The sequence below is a fragment of the Streptomyces hamibioticus genome, from assembly GCF_047946815.1.
In the GTDB taxonomy this organism is placed as follows: Bacteria; Actinomycetota; Actinomycetes; order Streptomycetales; family Streptomycetaceae; genus Streptomyces.
The window spans coordinates 3,613,727-3,634,261 of record NZ_JBKKQY010000001.1; the positions used below are offsets into that span (position 1 = coordinate 3,613,727).

Below are 20,535 nucleotides of genomic sequence, written 5' to 3' on the forward strand. Positions count from 1 at the left end.
CCCGATCACCTCTTCTTACAGTGGGTCAATGCGCACTGGTGAGCCCCTGCCCGCCGTGGAGGACGTCCTCGCCGCCCTCGCGACCGGGCTGTGGCACTGGGACACGTCCAAGGGACTGGTCACGGTCGACGCGGAGGCGGCCCGGCTGCTCGGACTGCCCGCCCGGCCGGTGGGCCTCACCGAGGCAGAGGTCCGCGCCCGGCTGCACCCGGTCGACTGGAACGAGATCACCGGCGTCGTCCAACTCGCCGCGGCCGAGGGCACGCTCGCCGAGGTGCGCATCCGGATCATGGACGACCGAGGTCATGTGATCCGCGTCGTACGCAGCCGCTCCAAGCCCTCCTTCGACCGCGCGCGCAGGACGTACGAGCTGACCGGCACCCTCCAGGAGGTCACCGAGCCGACACCGGGCACCCCCGCCGGGCGGAGCGCGGTCACCGGTGACTGGCGCCGGTCCCGGGAGGCGTTCCTGCTGGACGCGGGCCGGGCGCTGGCCGAGGCCCGGTCGACCGAGGAGGTGCTGAGGGTCGCGGCGGGTCTGTCCATGCCGGGGTTCTCCCCCGACGGACTCGCGGTGTTCGGTGTGGAGGGGGACCGGCTGACCATCATCGGCCACCACGGGCAGGAGCCCGGGGCCGAGAGCCCGTTCTCGCACATGTCGCTGGACACCGACTATCCCGCCGCCGAGGTGGTGCGCACCGGCCGCGCCGTCTATCTGTCCACCCCCGAGCAGTACCGGTCCCGCTACCCGCTCACCTGGCCGCTCGCCGAGCGTTTCCACCGGCGTTCCTGGGCCTTCCTGCCGCTGACCGTGGCGGGCCGGCCGATGGGCGCCTGGATGGCCGCCTTCGCCTATCCGGTCGCGTTCACCCCCGACGAGCGGTCGGTCCTGACCACCGTGGCCCGGATGCTGGCGCAGGCCCTGTCCCGGGCGGGCGCCGCCGAGACCCAGCGGGAGCTGAGCGAAGGACTCCAGCGCTCCATGCTGCCCGTGCTGGGCCCGGACATCCCCGGCATGAGCATCGCCGCCCGGTACGTCCCCACCGGCGGCGGCCTCCAGGTCGGCGGCGACTGGTACGACATGATCCCACTGCCCCGGGGCCGGTTCGCCCTGGTCATCGGCGACGTGCAGGGGCATGACGTGCGGGCCGCCGGGCTGATGGGCCAGCTGCGCATCGCCCTGCGCGCCTACGCTTCCGAGGGCCACCGCCCCGACGCGGTGCTCTCCCGTGCCTCCCGCTTCTTCCACGACATCACCACCCATTCCGGCGAGGAACCCGGCGACCTGCGCTTCGCCACCTGCTACTACGCCGAGGTCGACCCCGTGACCGGGACGCTGGAGAGCGCGCGGGCCGGGCATCTGGACCCGGTGGTGCGCATGGCGGACGGGACGGCGCTGATCCGGGCCACGCCGGGCGGGCTGCCCCTCGGTATCGACCCGGACTGCGACTACCCGACCACCCGGCTCGCCCTGGAACCCGGCGACACCCTGATGCTGTGCACGGACGGTCTGGTGGAGACGGGCGGCCACGACCTGCACACCGGCTGGCAGCGGCTGCGCACCGTCCTGGAGGAGCACGACGGCGGCCTGGAGGAACTGGCCGACGCACTGGTCCGGACCGTGCACGGACCGTCGTCGTACCACACCACCGGCCCGCTCGCCGACCGGCGGGAGGACGACATCGCCGTGCTGCTGCTGTGCCGGGACGCCGAGGGCTGCGGCTGCGGCGACAGCCCCGTCGCGCAGACTCCCGTGCGCCGCACGATGCTGTCGGTGGCGCAGGCGGAACCGGAGCGGATCGCCACCGCCCGGCAGCACCTGCGCGACCTGCTGCACGACTGGCCCAGCGAGGAGCAGTGCGACGCGGCGGTGCTGCTGCTGTCCGAGATGCTGACCAATGTCCTCGTGCACACCGACGCCGACGCGCTGCTGGTCGCGGAGGTGACGGGGTCGGCGGGCGAGCGGCGGATCCGGGTCGAGGTCACCGACAGCGGCGACGACCTGCCGCACCGGCGCCGGCCGGGGGAGATGGCGTCGTCCGGGCGCGGCCTGATGCTGATCGAGCTGCTGGCCGACACCTGGGGGGTGTCCCCGCGCGGCGAGGGCAAGAGCATCTGGTTCGAGCTCTACGAGTCCGGCGAGGGCGGCTCGGGGGAGGTCGAGGCCGCATAACGGCCCTGCACCTCGTGGACGACCCCGAAGGCGGCGGCGGTCAGCGGGACGGCGAGGAGCATCCCGAGGATGCCCGCCACCGACGCCCCCGCGGTGAGCGCGAGCAGCACCACCGCCGGGTGCATCTGCACGGTCCGGCTCTGGATCATCGGCTGGAGCACATGCCCTTCCAGGACCTGGACGGCGAGCACGACCCCGAGGGCCCACAGGGCGATGACGAACCCGCGGTCGGCGAGCGCGACCAGCACCGCGACCGCCCCGGAGATGAAGGCGCCGAGGTAGGGGATGTAGGCGCCGACGAAGACCAGCGCGCCCAGCCCGAGGGCGCCGGGCACCCGGAGCACCAGCAGCCCCACCGTGATGCAGACGGCGTCGATGAGGGCGATGAACGTGGTGCCCCGCATGAAGCCCTCGACGGCCCCGAAGGCCCGCCGGGCCACGGCCTCGGTCATGTCGGCGCCCTTCCGCGGGGCCAGCGCGCGCACGGTGCCGACGGCCCGGTCGGAGTCGCGCAGGAAGAAGAAGACCAGCAGCAGGGCGAGCACGGCCATGGCGAGGGTCTCGCCGACCACACTGACCCCGCTGATCACGCCGGAGGCGGCCGTCCCGCCGAACCGGCTCAGCAGCTCCCGCGCATTGGCGGCCATGTCGTCCAGCGAGGTCCCGGCCGCCCCGAAGTGCCGGGCAAGGTCCTGTGCCGCGGTGCGCAGGGAGGCGATGATCTGATCGCCGGTCTCGATCAGCGCGGCGACCACGATGTAGACCGCTCCGCCCACCACGGCGACCACGGCGACGCAGGTGATCCCCGCCGCCAGGGACCGCTGCACATGGGCCGCCACCAGCCGCCGGTGCAGCGGGCGGAGCAGCGCGGTGCCGAGCAGCGCGAGCAGCGCGGGCGTCACGGCGGTGCGCAGCTCGACACAGAGCCGGATCCCGAGGTAGACGACCCCGCCGGCGAGCAGGATGACGGCACACCAGGCGGCGAATCGGCGTACCGGGACGGGAAGCAGCTGCACACGTCCAGCCGATCACGCGCGCGGCGGGCCGTCCCGCGGGAACGGCCCGCCCGGGTGAGGCGACGTGAGCGGTGCGGCCCGCCCGGCCGGGGTGGCGTCAGCGGTGCGGCCCGGCCCGCCGGGGCGGCGTCAGCCGTACCGCCCGGTCGAGGCGTGGGCCGACGGTACGGCCGTCAGGTCCGCGCGGTCCTCACGCCCCCGGCCCCTGCGCCGACATGCCGTGCACCGCCGGAACGGTGCCCAGCCGGCCCTTCTGGAAGTCCTCGAAGGCCTGCATCAGCTCGTCCTTGGTGTTCATCACGAACGGGCCGTAGTGGGCCATGGGCTCGCGGATCGGCTGCCCGCCCAGGAGCACGACCTCCAGGTCCGGCGTGCGGGAGTCCTGCCTCTCGTCCGCGCGGACGGTCAGCGAGGACCCGGCGCCGAAGACCGCGGTCTGGCCCAGGTGGACCGGACGGCGCTCGGCACCGACCGAGCCCTTGCCCGCCAGGACGTACGCCAGCCCGTTGAAGTCCTCCCGCCACGGCAGCGTGACCTCCGCACCGGGCGCCACCGTCGCATGGATCATCGTGATCGGGGTGTGCGTGATGCCGGGACCGGCGTGCCCGTCCAGCTCACCGGCGATGACGCGGAGCAGGCCGCCGCCGTCGGGCGTGGTCAGCAGCTGGACGCTGCCGCCGCGGATGTCCTGGTAGCGCGGAGGCATCATCTTGTCCTTGGCCGGCAGGTTCACCCACAGCTGGAGACCGTGGAAGAGACCACCCGACATGACCAGGTGCTCCGGCGGGGCCTCGATGTGCAGCAGGCCCGCGCCCGCCGTCATCCACTGCGTGTCGCCGTTGGTGATGGTGCCGCCACCGCCGTTGGAGTCCTGGTGGTCGAAGATCCCGTCGATGATGTACGTGACGGTCTCGAAGCCGCGGTGCGGGTGCCACGGGGTGCCTTTCGGCTCCCCGGGCTGGTACTCCACCTCCCCCATCTGGTCCATCATGATGAACGGGTCGAGATGGCGGTAGTTGATCCCGGCGAACGCGCGGCGCACCGGGAAGCCCTCGCCCTCGAAACCACCGGGCGCGGTCGTGACGGCGAGCACGGGACGTGCCACGGCGTCGGCGGGTGCGGTCACACGGGGCAGCGTCAACGGGTTCTCGACGGTCACTGCGGGCATGTCGGTACCTCCTCGGGTACGCCCATTTTAGTTGAGCATTGAACTTCTTGCCACCAGGAACACACGAAAGCCCGGAGGGCATTCCCTCCGGGCTCACAGCCATGGGGCACGGGTCAGCCGTACATCCGCCGCATCGCGAAGTCGACCATCTCCTCGACGGCCTTCGCGTCGAACACCATCCGGTGCTCACCCTCCATGTCGAGCACGAAGCCGTACCCGGTCGGCAGGAGGTCGATCACCTCGGCGCCGGTGATCACGAAGTACTTCGACTCCTTGCCCGCGTAGCGGCGCAGCTCCTTCAGCGAGGTGAACATCGGGATCACCGGCTGCTGGGTGTTGTGCAGGGCGAGGAAGCCGGGGTTGTCGCCGCGCGGGCAGTAGACCTTCGAGGTCGCGAAGATCTGCTGGAAGTCCTCCGCGGCCAGCTGCCCGGTGGTGAAGGCCCGCACCGCGTCCGCGAGCGAGGGCGGGGACGGCTCCGGGTAGGCCGGCGACTGCTGCGCGTAGCCACCGGACATCGGCTGCTGCGGCGGGGCGTACTGCTGCTGAGCGCCGGGGCCCGCGGTCTGGTCGTAGCCGTACATGCCGCAAAGAGTAACGAGTCACAGATGACCGGATCGGGGTTGCTTCTTATTACCGACGGGTAGCATCATCGTAGCTACTTGCTGGTACGTGAGGAAGGTGCGAGGAGTACGTGCCTCGCCGATCTTTCGCCGATCTCTCTACGGAGCCGTCGCCATGGGGCACTACAAGTCGAATCTCCGCGACATCGAGTTCAACCTCTTCGAGGTGCTCGGCCGCGACAAGCTGTACGGCAGCGGCCCGTTCGCGGAGATGGACGTCGACACCGCCAAGAGCATCCTCGAGGAGCTGACCCGGCTCTCCGAGAACGAGCTGGCGGAGTCCTTCACCGATGCCGACCGCAACCCGCCGGTCTTCGACCCGGAGACCAACACCGCGCCGGTCCCGGAGTCCTTCAAGAAGAGCTACCAGGCCTTCATGGACTCCGAGTACTGGCGTCTCGGCCTACCCGAGGCCATCGGCGGCACCACCGCTCCGCCGTCGCTGATCTGGTCGTACGCGGAGCTGATCCTCGGCGCCAACCCGGCCGTGTGGATGTACTCCTCCGGCCCGGCCTTCGCCGGGATCCTCCACGAGGAGGGCAACGAGACCCAGAAGAAGATCGCCCAGATCGCGGTCGAGAAGCAGTGGGGCTCCACCATGGTCCTCACCGAGCCGGACGCCGGCTCGGACGTGGGCGCCGGCCGTACCAAGGCCGTGCAGCAGGAGGACGGCTCCTGGCACATCGAGGGCGTGAAGCGCTTCATCACCTCCGGTGAGCACGACATGTCGGAGAACATCCTCCACTACGTGCTGGCCCGCCCCGAGGGTGCCGGCCCCGGCACCAAGGGCCTGTCCCTGTTCCTCGTCCCGAAGTACCTCTTCGACTTCGAGACCGGCGAGCTGGGCGAGCGCAACGGCGTCTACGCCACCAACGTCGAGCACAAGATGGGCCTGAAGGCCTCCAACACCTGCGAGATGACCTTCGGCGACCGGCACCCCGCCAAGGGCTGGCTGATCGGCGACAAGCACGACGGCATCCGCCAGATGTTCCGCATCATCGAGTTCGCCCGGATGATGGTCGGCACGAAGGCGATCTCGACGCTGTCCACCGGCTACCTGAACGCGCTGGAGTACGCCAAGGAGCGCGTCCAGGGTCCGGATCTGGCCAACTTCATGGACAAGACCGCGCCCAAGGTCACCATCACCCACCACCCCGACGTGCGCCGCTCGCTGATGACGCAGAAGGCGTACGCGGAGGGCATGCGCGCCCTCGTCCTCTACACCGCCTCGATCCAGGACGCGATCGCGGTCAAGGAGGCGAACGGCGAGGACGCCAAGGCCGAGCACGCGCTCAACGACCTGCTCCTGCCGATCGTCAAGGGCTACGGCTCCGAGAAGGGCTACGAGCAGCTCGCCCAGTCGCTGCAGACCTTCGGCGGTTCCGGCTTCCTGCAGGAGTACCCGATCGAGCAGTACATCCGGGACTCCAAGATCGACACCCTGTACGAGGGCACCACGGCGATCCAGGGCCAGGACTACTTCTTCCGGAAGATCGTCCGCAACCAGGGCGCCGCGCTGAACTCGCTCGCCGAGGACATCAAGAAGTTCCTGGCCCTCGGCACCGGCGGCGAGGAGCTGTCCGGCGCCCGCGAGCAGCTGGCCAAGGCCGCCGTCGAGCTGGAGGCCATCGTCGGCCTGATGCTCACCGACCTCGCGGCCACCGAGCAGGACGTCAAGAACATCTACAAGGTCGGGCTCAACACCACCCGCCTGCTGATGGCCTCCGGTGACGTGATCGTCGGCTACCTGCTGCTCAAGGGCGCCGCGGTCGCCGCCGAGAAGCTGCCGACGGCCTCCGCCAAGGACAAGGCCTTCTACACCGGCAAGATCGCCGCGGCCAAGTTCTTCGCGGCCACCGTCCTGCCCGGCGTCACGCTGGCCCGCAAGGTGGCCCAGGGCGTCGAGCTGGACCTGATGGAGCTGGACGAGGCGGCGTTCTGAGCCCGTCCCGCACCCTGGCACCGTAAGAGCGGGCCGCTCCCGGATCTTCCTCCGGGAGCGGCCCGCTCCGCATTTCCGACCGGGCCTTCCCGCACGGCGTTCCCGTCCGGGACATCCCGCTCCGCGCTTCTCCCGGCCCGGCCCGCACCGCATTTCCCTCCCGGCCCGGCCCGCACCGCATTTCCCTCCCGGCCCGGCCCGCACCGCATTTCCCTCCGGGGGCGGCCCGCACCGCATTTCCCTCCGGGGGCGGCCCGCCCCGGGCGTTCCTATGCTGGACAGCGGAGGGACCGCCCATGGGCGCCGTGCAGAGGGCATCCGAGAGCCCGGGCAGTACGCGCAGTGCACGCGGTACGCGCAGTGCACGCGGTACCAGCGCAACGCCCGGCGCCGGTGTGCCGCGCGCCCGGGAGGCCGCCGCCCGCCAGGCCTGGTCCGCCGCCTACGACGTCCTCAGTGCCCTCCCGCCCGACGGGCTCACCCCCGACGACCTCTATCTCCTCGCCGACGCCGCCTGGTGGACCGGGCACGGCGACGAGGCGATCGCCGCCCGCGTCAGGGCGTACTCCGGATACGCCGCCACCGGCGCCGACCGGCCCGCCGGACGTGCCGCGTGGATGCTGTTCTACGACTACCGGGACACCGGCCGCCCCGGCACCGCGAGCGGCTGGCTGCACCGGGCCCGGCAGCATCTGGACGGCCTGCCCGAGTGCCCGGAGCAGTGCTACACCGCCTGGTCCGATGCCGAGGAAGCCGCGGAGCGCGGCGACCCGGACGCCGCCCTGGCCGCCGCCCGGCGGATGACGGCGATCGCCCGGGCCCACGGCGACCGCGACCTGCTCGCCATGAGCCACCAGGTGCAGGCCGGCATCCTGCTCGACCACGGCCGTACCGCCGAAGGGCTGGCCCGCCTCGACGACGCGATGTGCGCCGTCACGGCGGGTGAGCTGGGCGCGCTGTTCACCGGCTGGATCTACTGCCTCGCCCTCACCCGGTGCATGGCCGCCGCCGAACTCGGCCGGGCCGTGGAGTGGACCGAGGCCGCGCTGCGCTGGTGCGCCGACCACTCCGCGGACAACCCGTTCCGGGGCCTGTGCCGGGTCCACCGGGTGCAGGTGCTCGACCTGCGCGGGGACTGGCCGGGCGCCACGGCCGAGGCGGGCCGGGTGTGCGCGGAGGCGAGGCCCTACGACACCACGATCGCCGGTGAGGCGCACTACCTCGCCGGCGACATCCACCGGCGGCGCGGCGACCCGGCGGCGGCCGAGACGGAGTACGCCCGCGCCCACGCCCTGGGCCGCGGCCCGCAGCCCGGTCTGGCCCTGCTGCGGCTCGCCGAGGGCCGCCCCGGGCAGGCCGCGACCGCCCTGCGCCTCGCCCTCGCCGACGCGCCCCACGCGCCCGAGGGCCCCATGGGCCCGGCGGGACCCTTCGGCCGGGCCCAGTTGCTGGCCGCGCTCGTCGAGGTGGAACTGGCGGCCGGCAACGCCCCGGCGGCCCGCGCGGCGGCGGACGAACTGGAGCTGCTCGCCCCCGCTGCCGGCGCCGGGCAGCCGCTGCTGCGCGCACTAGCCGACACCGCCCACGGCGCCGTCGCCCTCGCCGGCACCGCCCCGGACGGCCACCACCCGCCGGGAGAGGCCCGCCGGCCGCTGTGCCGGGCCCTCACGGCCTGGCTGGAGCTGGGGGTGCCGTACGAGGCGGCGCGGACCCGGATGCTGCTGGCCGCCGCCGACCGGGCCGCCGGTGACCACGAGGGCATGGTGCTGGAGCTGCGGGCGGCACACGCGGCGTTCACCGCGCTGGGCTCGGTGCCGGAGGCCCGCCGTGCCGCCGCGCTCCTGTCCCGGGCAGCCACGCCCGGCCGCACCCTGCCCGCCGGTCTCTCGCCCCGCGAGGCGCAGGTGCTCCGCCTGGTCGCGGCCGGCCGCACCAACCGCGAGATCGCGGCCGACCTGTGCATCAGCGAGCACACCGTGGCCCGCCACCTGAACAACATCTTCGCCAAGCTCCAGGTCTCCTCCCGGGCCGCCGCGACCGCCTTCGCCTGCGCCCACGGCCTCGCCTGACGGACGGCGCCGCCCCGATGGGCCGTATCGCCCATCGGGGCAGCGGGCGCGAATGGGCGATCCGGTCGATGTGCGGCCCGGGTGCCGCCGCCTACAACGGGGACATGGACACCACCACCGACCCCACCGGACCCCGTTCCGCACGCCGCATGGTGTACCGCGCCACCGAGCGGCGGCTCACGGGGCCGATGCGCGACTTCCTCGACGAGCACACGTTCGCGGTGCTCGCCACGCACGCCGCCGACGGCCGGATGCACGTCGTACCGGTCACCTACCTCTTCGACGGCGGCGACAACGGCCGCGCCGGCGCCCTGATCCACATCGCCACCTCCTCGGCCAGCCTCAAGGCCCGCAACATCGCGGCCCGGCCGGACGTCACCGTGACGGTCGATGACCGGTCGACCCAGTCGTGGGTCTCCGCCACCGGCACGGCCCGGATCGTCACCGGCCCGGCCTCCCGCGACCTCAACGAGCGCCTCTACCTGCGCACCTGGGGCGCCGACGCCCTCGCCGTCCTGGGCCCGTTCCTGCACCGGACCGAGGACGTCACGATCACGATCACGCCGACGTCGTGGCGTGCCTGGGACCTCCGGTCCACCCTCGTACCCGCCCTGGCGGACGCGGGCGTCGCGCCCGCCGCGCTGGAAAGGCTCTTCGGGCCATGACCGACCTCATCCCCACACCGTCCACCCCCGCACTCGAACCGCTGCACGCCACCGTCCGCGGTGACGTCATCGGCCCCGCCGACCCCCGCTACGACCGGGCCCGCCGGGTCTACAACGCGCTGCACGACCGCCGTCCGGCCGTCGTGGTGCGGCCCGTCGACGCGGACGACTGCGCCACCGCCGTCAACTTCGCCCGTGAGCGGGAACTGCCGCTCGCGGTGCGCGGCGGCGGCCACTCCGTCGCCGGGCACGGCACCTGCGACGACGGCCTGGTGCTCGACCTGTCCCGGATGCGCGCCGTGCGCGTCGACCCCGAGCGGCGCCTCGCGCACGCCCAGGGCGGCTGCACCTGGCGGGACTTCAACCGGGCGACGTACGAGCACGGCCTGGCGACCACCGGCGGCGTCGTCTCCTCCACCGGCATCGCCGGTCTCACCCTCGGCGGCGGCATGGGGCACCTGTCCCGCCGCTGCGGACTGAGCTGCGACAACCTGGCCGGCGCCGAGGTCGTCACCGCCGACGGCACCCTGGTGCGCTGCGACGCCGAGCACGACGCCGAGTTGTTCTGGGCACTGCGCGGCGGCGGCGGCAACTTCGGTGCCGTGGTCTCCTTCAGCTTCCGGCTGCACCCCGTCGCGGACATCCTCGGCGGTCCCACCTTCTACCCCCTGGACGGCGACGTCGTACGGCACTGGCGGGAGCTGGTCGCGGACTCGCCGGAGGAGTTCAACACCATCCTCGCGGTGGTGCTCGGCCCGCCGGTGCCGTTCCTGCCGGAGCGCTGGCACGGACGGCCGGTGTGCGGGGTGCTCACCTGCTTCAGCGGCGCCGAGGAGGCGGACGACCGCGTCCGCTCCCGGCTCACCGGGCTCGGCCCGGTCCTCGGCCAGGCCGTGCAGCGGATGCCGTACCCGGTGATCAACACCCTGTTCGACGAGCAGCTGCCCGCCGGGCTGTACCACTACTGGAAGGGCGCGTTCAGCCGCGGGCTCCCGGACGCCGCCATCGACGTCCACATGACCTACGGACGCACCCTGCCGTCGATGGAGAGCGACACGATCGTCTTCCCCATCGACGGCGCCTGCCACCGCGTCGGCCCCGAGGACACCGCGTTCGCCTACCGCGACGCGGCCTTCTCCACCGGGTACGGACCGAGCGTCGCCGACCCCTCCCACCTCGCCGAGGACATCGCCTGGTGCCGGGAGTACGACGCCGCCCTGCGCCCGCACACCCTCGACGCGGGCTACGTCAACTTCCTGAGCGGCGACGACCAGGACCGGGTCCGCACCAGCTACCGCCAGAACTACGACCGGCTGACGGCGGCCAAGCGCCGCTACGACCCCGGCAACCTCTTCCGCCTCAACCACAACGTCGCGCCCTGAGCGGCCACGGAGCCGGAAGGCGGCGCCCGTCCGTCGTTAAGGTGAACCCATGAGCGAACCTCCCCGCTTCGACCGCGGCCACACCGACGACCTGATGTCCTTCCTGGCGGCCGGCCCCACGCCGTACCACGCCGTGGCGGCCGCCGCCGAACGGCTGGAGAAGGCCGGCTTCCGGCAGGTCGCCGAGACGGACGCCTGGGACGGGACGGCCGGCGGCAAGTACGTGCTGCGCGGCGGCGCGATCGTGGCGTGGTACGTCCCCGAGGGCGCCGAGCCGCACACCCCCTTCCGGATCGTCGGCGCGCACACCGACTCCCCCAACCTGCGCGTCAAGCCGCGGCCCGACAGCGGCGCGCACGGCTGGCGCCAGGTCGCCGTGGAGGTCTACGGCGGACCGCTGATGAACTCCTGGCTCGACCGCGACCTCGGCCTGGCCGGACGGCTGACGCTGCGCGACGGCTCGACCCGCCTGGTCAACGTCGACCGGCCGCTGCTCCGCGTCCCCCAGCTCGCCATCCACCTGGACCGCACGGTCTCCGCGGAGGGCCTCAAGCTGGACAAGCAGCGCCACCTCCAGCCCGTCTGGGGCCTGGGCGGCGACGTCCGCGACGGCGACCTGATCGCCTTCCTGGAGGAGACGGCGGGCATCCCGGCGGGCGAGGTGACCGGCTGGGACCTGATGGTGCACTCCGTCGAGCCGCCCGCCTACCTGGGCCGCGACAAGGAGCTGCTGGCCGGCCCGCGCATGGACAACCTGCTCTCCGTCCACGCGGGCACCGCGGCGCTGGCCACGCTGACGACGGCCGACCGGGACCTGTCGTACATCCCCGTGCTGGCCGCCTTCGACCACGAGGAGAACGGCTCCCAGTCGGACACGGGCGCGGACGGGCCGCTGCTCGGCACGGTGCTGGAGCGCTCGGTGTTCGCCCGCGGCGGGTCGTACGAGGACCGGGCCCGCGCCTTCGCCGGCACCGTCTGCCTGTCCTCGGACACCGGCCACGCCGTGCACCCCAACTACGCGGAGCGGCACGACCCCACGCACCACCCGCGCGTCAACGGCGGCCCGATCCTGAAGGTCAACGTCAACAACCGCTACGCCACCGACGGTTCGGGCCGCGCGGTGTGGGCCGCCGCCTGCGAGAAGGCGAACGTCCCCTTCCAGTCCTTCGTCTCCAACAACTCCATGCCCTGCGGCACGACGATCGGCCCGATCACCGCCGCCCGGCACGGAATCCGGACCGTCGACATCGGCGTGGCCATCCTGTCGATGCACAGCGCCCGGGAGTTGTGCGGCGTCGACGACCCGCACCTGCTGGCGAACGCGCTGGTGGCGTTCCTGGAGGGATAGCCGGACCGGGGAACGGCCCGCCGCGGCATGGTGGTTGACGCCGGGGGTACCCGACGGGGACCGGATCGGCCGGAAAGCCCGGCCCGATCGGACCGACAGGGAGGCGACAGTCATGGGCCTCGGCGGGTGCATCATCCTCATCGCCGTGGGAGCCATCCTCACGTTCGCGACCGACTGGGACATGCAGGGGGTCAACCTCGACCTGGTCGGCGTCATCCTCATGATCGTCGGCCTGATCGGCGTCGCGACCTTCAGCAGCATCGCCCGGCGCCGGCGCGTGGTGGTGCCGCCGACGAACCCGGTCGTCGAGGATCCGGCCACCCACCACACGCACCGTCGCGACGGGTACAGCGACGGCTACGGCATCTGACACCGGGCGGCGCCACCTCGGTCGCCGTCCGCCACCGGCCGCCCGCCACCGGCCGCCCGCCACCGGCCACCGGCCACCGGCCATCACGTCAGCGCGTGCCCCGTCGTCGCGTCCACATGGTCCGGGACCTCGTCGTGGCGGTCGCCGACGGTGAGTGTGCCGGTGGGTTCCAGCAGGAGGATCGCCGTGGGGAGGGGGGCGTACGGCTTGTGCTCCGTGCCGCGCGGCACCGTGAAGACCGAGCCCTTCGGCAGCACGACCGTGCGTTCGCCGGCCGGCTCGCGCAGGGCGATGTGCAGTTCGCCGTCCAGGACGAGGAAGAACTCGTCGGTGTGGTCGTGCACGTGCCAGAGGTGCTCGCCCTCGACCTTGGCGATGCGGACGTCGTAGTCGTTGACGGCGGTGACGATGCGCGGGCTCCACCGCTCGGAGAAGGAGGCGAGGGCGGAGGCGAGTGAGATCGGTTCGTGGGTCATGCGGTCATCCTCGGGGTACCGCGCGCACCCCCGCGAGTGCTAGGAATCGCACATGCCGCAAGGATCCTCTCAGCCCGCGCCGGGCGTGCGTCCGCACCGGGTGGCCGTGATCGTCGACGAGGGCACGAACCCGTTCGAGGTCGGCTGCGCCACCGAGCTGTTCGGGCTGCCGCGGCCCGAGCTGGGGTCTGCCGGGCCGCTGTACGAGGTGACGCTGTGCGCGCCGACGCCCCGTGTCGCGATGAACCACGGGTTCTTCACGCTCACCGACGTGCCGGGGCTGGAGGCGGTGGACGACGCCGACACCCTGGTCGTACCGGGCCGCCCGGACAACGTCGTCCCGCGCGGGCCGGCCGTGCTGGCCGCGATCCGCCGCACGCACGCGCGTGGCGCCCGCGTGGTGAGCTTCTGCACCGGCACCTTCGCGCTCGCCGAGGCCGGGCTGCTGGACGGGCGCCGGGCCACGACCCACTGGATGTGGGAGGAGTCCTTCCGCGCGCTGCACCCGGAGGTCGTGCTGGAGCCGGACGTGCTGTTCGTGGACGAGGGCGGCGTCCTCACCGCCGCGGGCAGCTCCGCCGCGCTGGACCTCGGGCTGCACCTGTGGCGCCAGGACCACGGGGCCGAGGTCGCCAACGCGGTGTCCCGGCGGCTGGTGTTCGCCGCCCACCGGGACGGCGGTCAGCGGCAGTTCGTGGAGCGGCCGGTGCCCACGGTGCCGGACGCCTCGCTCGCGCCGCTGCTGGCGTGGGCGCAGGAGCGGCTGGACGCGCCGCTGACGGTCGCCGATCTGGCGGCACGCGCGGCGGTCTCCCCGGCCACCCTGCACCGTCGCTTCCGGGCCCAGCTGGGGACCACACCGCTCGGCTGGCTGTCCGCCGAGCGCGTGACCCTCGCCCGCCGGCTGATCGAGCGCGGGGAGGAGCGGCTGGACGTGGTGGCGGCCCGCTGCGGGCTGGGCACGGCCGCCAACCTGCGGGCGCGGCTGCGACGCGAGACCGGGCTCAGCCCGTCGGCCTACCGACGGCGTTTCGGACCGGGCGCGGGGGAAGCGATCACCGCATGAGATTCCTCGTGTACGACCGGCTCCTCGGCTTCGGCGACGACTACTGGATCGAGAACGACACCGGCGACAAGGCCTTCCTGGTCGACGGCAAGGCGATGCGGCTGCGCGACACCTGGGAGCTGAAGGACGCCCAGGGGCGGGTCCTGATCGACATCCACCAGAAGATGTTCGCGCTGCGGGACACCATGGTGATCCAGCGCGGCGGCGAGCCGCTGGCGACCATCCGGCGCAAGCGGCTGTCCCTGCTGCGCAACCACTACCGGGTGTCCCTGGCCGACGGCAACGAACTGGACGTCAGCGGCAAGATCCTCGACCGGGAGTTCGCCATCGAGTACGACGGTGAGCTGCTGGCCGTGGTCTCCCGGCGCTGGCTGACGCTGCGGGACACCTACGGCGTGGACGTCGTGCGGGACGACGCCGACCCCGCGCTGCTGATCGCGCTGACGGTGTGCGTGATCCACCTGGCGGAGAAGGAGCGGGAGGCGGACGGCTGACGCCCGCTCACCCGTTCCCGGGCCGCCGCGTGCGGCGGACGGCCCGGCCGAGGAGCAGCGGGACGACCTGGTGGTGCACCGGCGCGGCCACGGCCCACCGCGCCCGGCCGTCACGGCGCTCGTAGCGCACGTACGTGGCCCAGAGCAGCCGGGAGTCGTCGAGGGTGACGACGTTGCGCGCGGTCAGTGCCGGGGAGCGGGCCTCCAGGGCGATCCGGCCGGGCCCCGACTCGACCACGGGCCAGCCCAGCAGATGGCGCGCCGAGATTCTCGGCCCGAGCCGCAGACCGAGCACGCCCGTCCAGCCGGCCCGCAGCAGCCGCTGGAGCGCGGCCGGGGTGTCCTCGAAGGTCCTGCGGGCCCAGTCCTCCGGCGGCAGGGACGGCAGGCCGGAGGTCGGCAGGGCGAACGCCGAGGCGAAGTGGGCGCCGTCGGGGTGTACGGCGACCCGCCGGGCACGAGGGACGACGGTGGTGGCCATGCGTCGAGTCTAGGCAGCGGCGGACGGCCGCAGGCCGCACAGAGCGCTTCCGTCGGCCTGGCGTCCAGATCGCGCGCGGCGCCCGGGGTCCTAACGGCGTGGTGGTTCCAGACCCAGCACGCGGTCCTTCAGGGCCGGGAACTGCTCCCGGGTCTGCGCCACCTTCGCCGGGTCGAACTCCACCGTGAGGACCTCCTCGTCCGGGCCGGCCTGCGCCAGCACCTCGCCCCACGGGTCGACCACGATCGAGCGACCCGCCTGCGGAACTCCGGCGTGCGTCCCGGCCGTTCCACACGCGAGGACGAACGCCTGGTTCTCCACCGCCCGGGCCTGGGCCAGCAGCGTCCAGTGGGACCGGCGGCGCTCCGGCCAGCCCGCCGGGACGACGAGGGTCTCGGCGCCGGCGGTGACCAGGCCACGGAAGAGTTCGGGGAAACGGAGGTCGTAACAGGTCGCCACACCGAGGGTCGTCCGCGGCAGACGCACGGTCACCAGCTCCCGCCCCGCGCCCATCAGCACGGCCTCGCCCTTGTCGAAGCCGAACCGGTGGATCTTGCGGTAGGCGGCGGCCAGCTCGCCGGAGGGCGAGAAGATGAGAGAGGTGTTGTAGAGGGTGCCGCCACCCGTGCCGGAGCCGCCGGACGGCGCGCGCTCGGGGATCGAGCCGGCGTGCAGCCACACGCCCGCCTCGCTCGCCGCCTTCGCCATCGCCTCGTACGTCGGACCCTGAAGCGGCTCGGCCTCGGCGCCGAACCCGTCGTAGGCGAACGCACCCGTGGTCCACAGCTCCGGCAGCACGACGAGATCGGCGCCCGCCTGGTCCCGGACGAGTTCTGCGACGCGACCTCGGCGCGTTTCGACCGATTCGCCCTCGTTCACGTCGATCTGGATCAGAGAGGCGCGCACACTACCACCGTCCTGGCATTCGAGCCGTCGACACCGGACTTCCCCGCGGGCCTACGATCGTCACACGAAAGCACTGCCGGGGTGCCGCACAGCAGCGTAACTTAGCGTCTCAAGACGCCCGCCGACTGCAGCCGCCTCCCACTGGCAACCGCCGCGACAACCTGCCCGTGTACCGACCGCCGAGGGGTCCCGTTCCGTGAGTCTGCATCCCACCCTCCAGCCCTACGCCGACGCCTGGACTCACTCCATCGAGGCGATATCCGAGCTGGTCCAGCCGCTTGCGGAGGCAGAGTGGAACCGCCGGACACCGTGCCCGGGCTGGTCGGTGCGCGATGTCGTCTCCCACGTCATCGGCCTGGACTGCGAGATGCTCGGCGACCCGCGTCCGATCCACACGCTCCCGCGCGATCTGTTCCACGTCACCAACGACCACCAGCGGTACATGGAGATGCAGGTCGACGTCCGCCGCCACCACACGGCGCCCGAGATGACGTCCGAGCTGGAGTACACGATCATCCGCCGCAACCGCCAGCTGCGGAACGAGTCGCGCGACCCCGGCACGAAGGTGCGCGGACCGTTCGGCGCCGAGCTGACGCTGGAGGAGTCCATGCGCCGGCACGCCTTCGACGTGTGGGCGCACGAACAGGATCTGCGCACCGCCCTCGGCCGCCCCGGCAACCTCGACTCCCCCGGCGCCCAGGTCGCCCGTGACGTGCTGCTCGCCGAACTCCCGCACATCGTCGCCGAGCGGGCGAACGCGCCCCGCAGCTCGGCCGTCGTCGTCGACGTGCACGGCCCGATCGAGTTCCTGCGCACCGTCCGCGTCGACATCCAGGGCCGCGGCACCCTCGAAACGGCTCCCGCGCTCGGCCCCGCCGCCACCCTCACCCTCGACTGGGAGACCTACGTCCGCCTGGCCTGCGGGCGCGTGACTCCGGAGGCGGTCGCCGACCGGGTGAAGACGGAGGGCGACCAGGACCTGGCGTCGGCGATCCTGCGCGGCTTCACGGTCACGCAGTGACGCCGGTGAGCGGTCCCGGCCCGTCCGGCGACCGAGGACGAGCCGTTCGGGCCGGCACCGGGCAGGCCTGGGCGCGGCGGCCCCCGGCGGGGCCCGCACGGTCGCCGGGCGACGGAACAGGGTCGTGCAGATCGGCGCCGATACGGGAACGCCCGCCGTCTCGCGCCTAGACGGGAACGTGCACCGTCTCCACCCGGCTCGCCACCAGCCGCTCCCGCTCGGCCCGGGCCGCCCGCCTCCGCAGCCGCAGAATCTGCGACACGCCCAGCGCCTGGAGCACGAACACGGACGAGAACGCGACGGTGTAGTCGTCACCCGTGGCGTCCAGCAGCAGCCCGACCGCGAACAGGGTGGTCATCGACGCGACGAAACCGCCCATGTTCGTGATCCCGGACGCCGTTCCCTGCCGCTCCGGCGGATTGGCCGGCCGTGCGAAGTCGAAGCCGATCATCGACGCCGGTCCGCAGGCACCGAGCACCGCGCACAGCACGACCAGCAGCCACAGCGGCGCCCGCTCGCCGGGGTGGGCGAGCGTCGCGGCCCAGAGCACGGCCGTCGTGCCCACCGTGCCCAGGGCCAGCGGCAGCCGCGCGCCGTGGTGCCGGGCGACGATCTGACCGTAGACCAGGCCGATCGCCATGTTGGACAGCACGACGAGAGTGAGCAGTTCACCGGCGACCGCCCGGGACAGCCCCTGCGCCTCCACCAGGAACGGCATCCCCCACAGCAGCAGGAACACCATCGCCGGGAACTGCGTGGTGAAGTGCACCCACAGGCCGAGCCGGGTCCCCGGCTCCCGCCACGATGCGGCGATCTGCCGCCGCACGTACGCGACGCCCTGGTGGGGCACCGGCTCCGGCTCGTGGCCCTCGGGGTGGTCCTTGAGGAAGAGCAGCAGCAGGACCAGGATCACGACACCGGCGAGCGAGCTGCCCGCGAACGCCGCCGTCCAGCCGACGCCGTGCAGCAGCCGGGCCAGGACGAGGGTGGAGACCAGGTTGCCCGCCATGCCGACGAGCCCGGCCAGCTGCGCGACCAGCGGCCCGCGCCGGGCCGGGAACCAGCGGCTGCCGAGCCGCAGCACGCTGATGAACGTCATCGCGTCGCCGCAGCCGAGCAGCGCCCGCGAGGCGAGCGCCATGCCGTACGAGGGGGAGAGCGCGAAGCCGAGCTGCCCCGCCGTGAACAGCACCACGCCGATGGTCAGCACCTTCTTGGTGCCGAGCCGGTCGACCAGCAGGCCGACGGGTATCTGCATGCCCGCGTACACGAGCAGCTGAAGGATGGAGAAGGTGGACAGCGCCGAGGCGCCCACCTGGAAGCGGTCGGCGGCGTCGAGGCCGGCCACGCCCAGCGACGTACGGAAGATGACGGCGACGAAGTAGACGGCGACGCCGATGCCCCAGACGGCGATCGCCCGCCGGCCGCCCGGAGGGTCGCCGGGCAGGCTGCCGGAACCGCTCATCGGACCTCCCCCCGCGCCAGCAGGGAGAACCAGCCGACATGGCGGTGGACGACGCTCACGGCCCGCTCCGCGTCCCCGGAGCGCAGGGCGTCGAGGATCTCGGCGTGCTCGGTGAGGGTCTTGGCGATCCGGTCGGGGTGGGAGTGCATCACGGCGACGCCCATGCGCAGCTGGCGGTCGCGGAGCTGGTCGTAGAGGCGGGAGAGGATCTCGTTGCCGCCGCTGCGCACGATCTCGGCGTGGAAGCAGCGGTCGGTGACGGCGGCGGCGGCCAGGTCGCCCGCGGCGGCCTGCTGGCGCTGCCGGGCGAGCAGCTCCTCCAGCCGCTCGATGAGCCCCGGCGGCGCGGGTACGGCCTTGCGCGCGGCGTGCTCCTCGACCAGCAGCCGCGTCTCCACGACATCGGCGATCTCCTGCGCGGAGACGGGCAGCACCAGGGCGCCCTTCTTGGGGTAGAGCCGGATCAGGCCCTCGACCTCCAGTCGCAGCAGCGCCTCGCGCACCGGCGTGCGCGACACTCCCACGGCCTCGGCCAGCTCGCCCTCGGTGAGCAGGGTGCCGCCCTCGTAACGGCGCTCCAGCACGCCCTGCTTGACGTGGGTGTAGACGCGGTCGGCGGCGGGGGCTTGCTTCACGGCCGTAGTCATGCCGACAGGATAGATACAACAGGTACGCAAGCGGGCCCCGGTCCAGAATGCGGACGCGCCCCGTGCCGGTCCCGCCGCGGTACAACCATCCGCACCTCTCGGGAGTCCCAGATGTGCGCCCCCATGCGCCCAGACCTCAACTCGGGTGCCAAGCAGGGGCATTCACGACAATCGGGGTATCTCACGTGAAGAACGGCATTCTGGGTATCCGTGTCCGCCGAGCCACCGCCGTCGCCATGACCACCGGCGCGGTGCTCGCCGCCGGAGCCCTCACCGCGGTGCCCGCACAGGCCGCGGGCACCGCGCCCTCAGCGCCCACCGCACCCGTGGCGCCCGCCGCGCCCGCGCCGCCCGCGATCGCCGCCAAGGGCGGCTACGCGATGAACGACACGGGCGGCAAGACCCTCTACGCCAAGGCGGCCGACACCCGCCGCTCCACCGGCTCCACCACCAAGATCATGACCGCCCTGGTGGTGCTCCAGCAGCCGAAGCTCGACCTGAACAGCAAGGTCACGATCCAGAAGGCGTACAGCGACTACATCGTCGACAACAACTGGGCCTCCAACGCCAGACTGATCGTCGGCGACAAGGTCACCGTCCGTCAGCTGCTGTACGGGCTGATGCTGCCCTCCGGCTGCGACGCGGCGTACGCGCTCGCCGACAGGTTCGGCACCGGCAAGACACGGGCTGCCCGGGTGAAGTCGTTCATCGGCAAGATGAACTCCACCGCGCAGAAGCTGGGCCTGAAGAACACCCACTTCGACTCGTTCGACGGCATCGGCAAGGGCGCCAACTACTCCACCCCGCGCGACCTCACCAAGCTGGCGAGCGCCGCGCTGAAGAACTCCACGTTCCGCACGGTCGTCAAGACGCAGAAGTACACGGCGAAGACGGTCACGAAGACCGGCGGCACCCGCACGATGGCGCCGTGGGTCAACACCAACCCGCTGCTCGGCAGCTACAACGGCACCATCGGCGTCAAGACGGGCTCCGGCCCCGAGGCCAAGTACTGCCTGGTCTTCGCCGCGACCCGGAACGGCAGGACGGTGGTCGGCACGGTCCTCGCCTCCACGTCGGCCGCCCAGCGCGCCACGGACGCGAAGAAGATGCTGGACCACGGCTTCAAGAAGCTCGGCTGAGGCCCTGCCGGAACCTGCCGGGCCCGGGAAACACGACGGAGCCGCGCCCCCCTGGTGGGAGGCGCGGCTCCGTCTTTCCCGCTC

Annotated in this window: 19 protein-coding genes; 11 read left to right on the forward strand and 8 right to left on the reverse strand. The window is 72.7% G+C overall.

Annotated elements, in window-relative coordinates:
- The first annotated feature begins 28 nt into the window (after positions 1–28).
- A complete protein-coding gene (locus ACLGIH_RS16265; RefSeq protein ID WP_416525963.1) occupies positions 29–2,173 on the forward strand; it encodes a SpoIIE family protein phosphatase in 2,145 nt (714 codons plus the stop codon).
- Here the strand turns inward: ACLGIH_RS16265 and ACLGIH_RS16270 are convergent.
- The 3 genes from ACLGIH_RS16270 to ACLGIH_RS16280 all read right to left on the reverse strand — a co-directional run bounded on the left by ACLGIH_RS16270 (position 2,128) and on the right by ACLGIH_RS16280 (position 4,941).
- Positions 2,128–3,189, reverse strand: coding sequence for an AI-2E family transporter (locus ACLGIH_RS16270; protein ID WP_416525964.1), 1,062 nt, complete (start codon positions 3,187–3,189; stop codon positions 2,128–2,130). The genes ACLGIH_RS16265 and ACLGIH_RS16270 overlap by 46 nt on opposite strands.
- Positions 3,190–3,379: 190 nt before the next feature.
- Entirely contained in the window at positions 3,380–4,357 is a 978-nt protein-coding gene (locus ACLGIH_RS16275) for a pirin family protein (protein WP_416525965.1), read from the reverse strand.
- A 113-nt stretch (positions 4,358–4,470) separates the two neighbouring features.
- Positions 4,471–4,941, reverse strand: coding sequence for an SseB family protein (locus ACLGIH_RS16280; protein ID WP_416525966.1), 471 nt, complete (start codon positions 4,939–4,941; stop codon positions 4,471–4,473).
- A gap of 154 nt (positions 4,942–5,095) precedes the next feature.
- On the opposite strand from ACLGIH_RS16280, the gene ACLGIH_RS16285 reads away from it, so the two are divergent.
- From ACLGIH_RS16285 to ACLGIH_RS16310, 6 genes are all read left to right on the forward strand, one after another.
- Entirely contained in the window at positions 5,096–6,922 is a 1,827-nt protein-coding gene (locus ACLGIH_RS16285) for an acyl-CoA dehydrogenase (protein WP_416525967.1), read from the forward strand.
- 395 nt (positions 6,923–7,317) lie between these two features.
- On the forward strand, positions 7,318–8,991 hold the full coding sequence (locus tag ACLGIH_RS16290; protein ID WP_416525968.1) for a LuxR C-terminal-related transcriptional regulator: 1,674 nt from the start codon (positions 7,318–7,320) through the stop codon (positions 8,989–8,991).
- A 104-nt stretch (positions 8,992–9,095) separates the two neighbouring features.
- The gene (locus ACLGIH_RS16295; protein ID WP_416525969.1) at positions 9,096–9,656 is read left to right on the forward strand and encodes a pyridoxamine 5'-phosphate oxidase family protein; all 561 of its coding nucleotides are present in this window, start codon (positions 9,096–9,098) and stop codon (positions 9,654–9,656) included.
- Entirely contained in the window at positions 9,653–11,038 is a 1,386-nt protein-coding gene (locus ACLGIH_RS16300) for an FAD-binding oxidoreductase (RefSeq protein ID WP_416525970.1), read from the forward strand. The genes ACLGIH_RS16295 and ACLGIH_RS16300 overlap by 4 nt, the downstream gene beginning before the upstream one ends.
- 49 nt (positions 11,039–11,087) lie before the next feature.
- Complete coding sequence (locus ACLGIH_RS16305; protein WP_416525971.1) at positions 11,088–12,386, forward strand: M18 family aminopeptidase; 1,299 nt, start codon at positions 11,088–11,090, stop codon at positions 12,384–12,386.
- Between the two features lie 112 nt (positions 12,387–12,498).
- Positions 12,499–12,756, forward strand: a complete 258-nt coding sequence (locus tag ACLGIH_RS16310; protein ID WP_416525972.1) for a DUF6458 family protein — start codon at positions 12,499–12,501, stop codon at positions 12,754–12,756.
- Between the two features lie 83 nt (positions 12,757–12,839).
- Here ACLGIH_RS16310 and ACLGIH_RS16315 read toward each other — a convergent pair whose 3' ends face one another.
- Positions 12,840–13,232, reverse strand: a complete 393-nt coding sequence (locus ACLGIH_RS16315) for a cupin domain-containing protein (RefSeq protein ID WP_416525973.1) — start codon at positions 13,230–13,232, stop codon at positions 12,840–12,842.
- A gap of 52 nt (positions 13,233–13,284) precedes the next feature.
- On the opposite strand from ACLGIH_RS16315, the gene ACLGIH_RS16320 reads away from it, so the two are divergent.
- The gene (locus ACLGIH_RS16320; RefSeq protein WP_416525974.1) at positions 13,285–14,298 is read left to right on the forward strand and encodes a GlxA family transcriptional regulator; all 1,014 of its coding nucleotides are present in this window, start codon (positions 13,285–13,287) and stop codon (positions 14,296–14,298) included.
- The gene (locus ACLGIH_RS16325) at positions 14,295–14,792 is read left to right on the forward strand and encodes an LURP-one-related/scramblase family protein (protein ID WP_416525975.1); all 498 of its coding nucleotides are present in this window, start codon (positions 14,295–14,297) and stop codon (positions 14,790–14,792) included. The genes ACLGIH_RS16320 and ACLGIH_RS16325 overlap by 4 nt, the downstream gene beginning before the upstream one ends.
- Positions 14,793–14,799: 7 nt before the next feature.
- Here the strand turns inward: ACLGIH_RS16325 and ACLGIH_RS16330 are convergent, their stop codons facing one another.
- Positions 14,800–15,273: a DUF2867 domain-containing protein gene (locus tag ACLGIH_RS16330; protein ID WP_416525976.1), complete on the reverse strand. Its 474-nt coding sequence runs from the start codon at positions 15,271–15,273 to the stop codon at positions 14,800–14,802.
- Between the two features lie 90 nt (positions 15,274–15,363).
- Positions 15,364–16,179 (reverse strand): carbon-nitrogen family hydrolase, encoded by an 816-nt coding sequence (locus tag ACLGIH_RS16335; protein WP_416525977.1) that lies wholly within the window; start codon positions 16,177–16,179, stop codon positions 15,364–15,366.
- A 196-nt stretch (positions 16,180–16,375) separates the two neighbouring features.
- Here ACLGIH_RS16335 and ACLGIH_RS16340 point away from each other — a divergent pair, with 196 nt between their 5' ends.
- The gene (locus ACLGIH_RS16340) at positions 16,376–17,200 is read left to right on the forward strand and encodes a maleylpyruvate isomerase family mycothiol-dependent enzyme (RefSeq protein WP_416525978.1); all 825 of its coding nucleotides are present in this window, start codon (positions 16,376–16,378) and stop codon (positions 17,198–17,200) included.
- 166 nt (positions 17,201–17,366) lie between these two features.
- On the opposite strand, the gene ACLGIH_RS16345 is transcribed toward ACLGIH_RS16340, so the two are convergent.
- Both ACLGIH_RS16345 and ACLGIH_RS16350 read right to left on the reverse strand, forming a co-directional pair.
- Positions 17,367–18,665 carry an MFS transporter gene (locus ACLGIH_RS16345; protein WP_416525979.1) on the reverse strand — a complete coding sequence of 433 codons (1,299 nt, stop codon included), beginning with the start codon at positions 18,663–18,665 and terminating at the stop codon, positions 17,367–17,369.
- The gene (locus ACLGIH_RS16350) at positions 18,662–19,312 is read right to left on the reverse strand and encodes a GntR family transcriptional regulator (protein WP_416525980.1); all 651 of its coding nucleotides are present in this window, start codon (positions 19,310–19,312) and stop codon (positions 18,662–18,664) included. The genes ACLGIH_RS16345 and ACLGIH_RS16350 overlap by 4 nt, the downstream gene beginning before the upstream one ends.
- Positions 19,313–19,497: 185 nt before the next feature.
- On the opposite strand from ACLGIH_RS16350, the gene ACLGIH_RS16355 reads away from it, so the two are divergent.
- Positions 19,498–20,451: a D-alanyl-D-alanine carboxypeptidase family protein gene (locus ACLGIH_RS16355; RefSeq protein WP_416525981.1), complete on the forward strand. Its 954-nt coding sequence runs from the start codon at positions 19,498–19,500 to the stop codon at positions 20,449–20,451.
- The last annotated feature ends 84 nt before the right edge of the window (positions 20,452–20,535 follow it).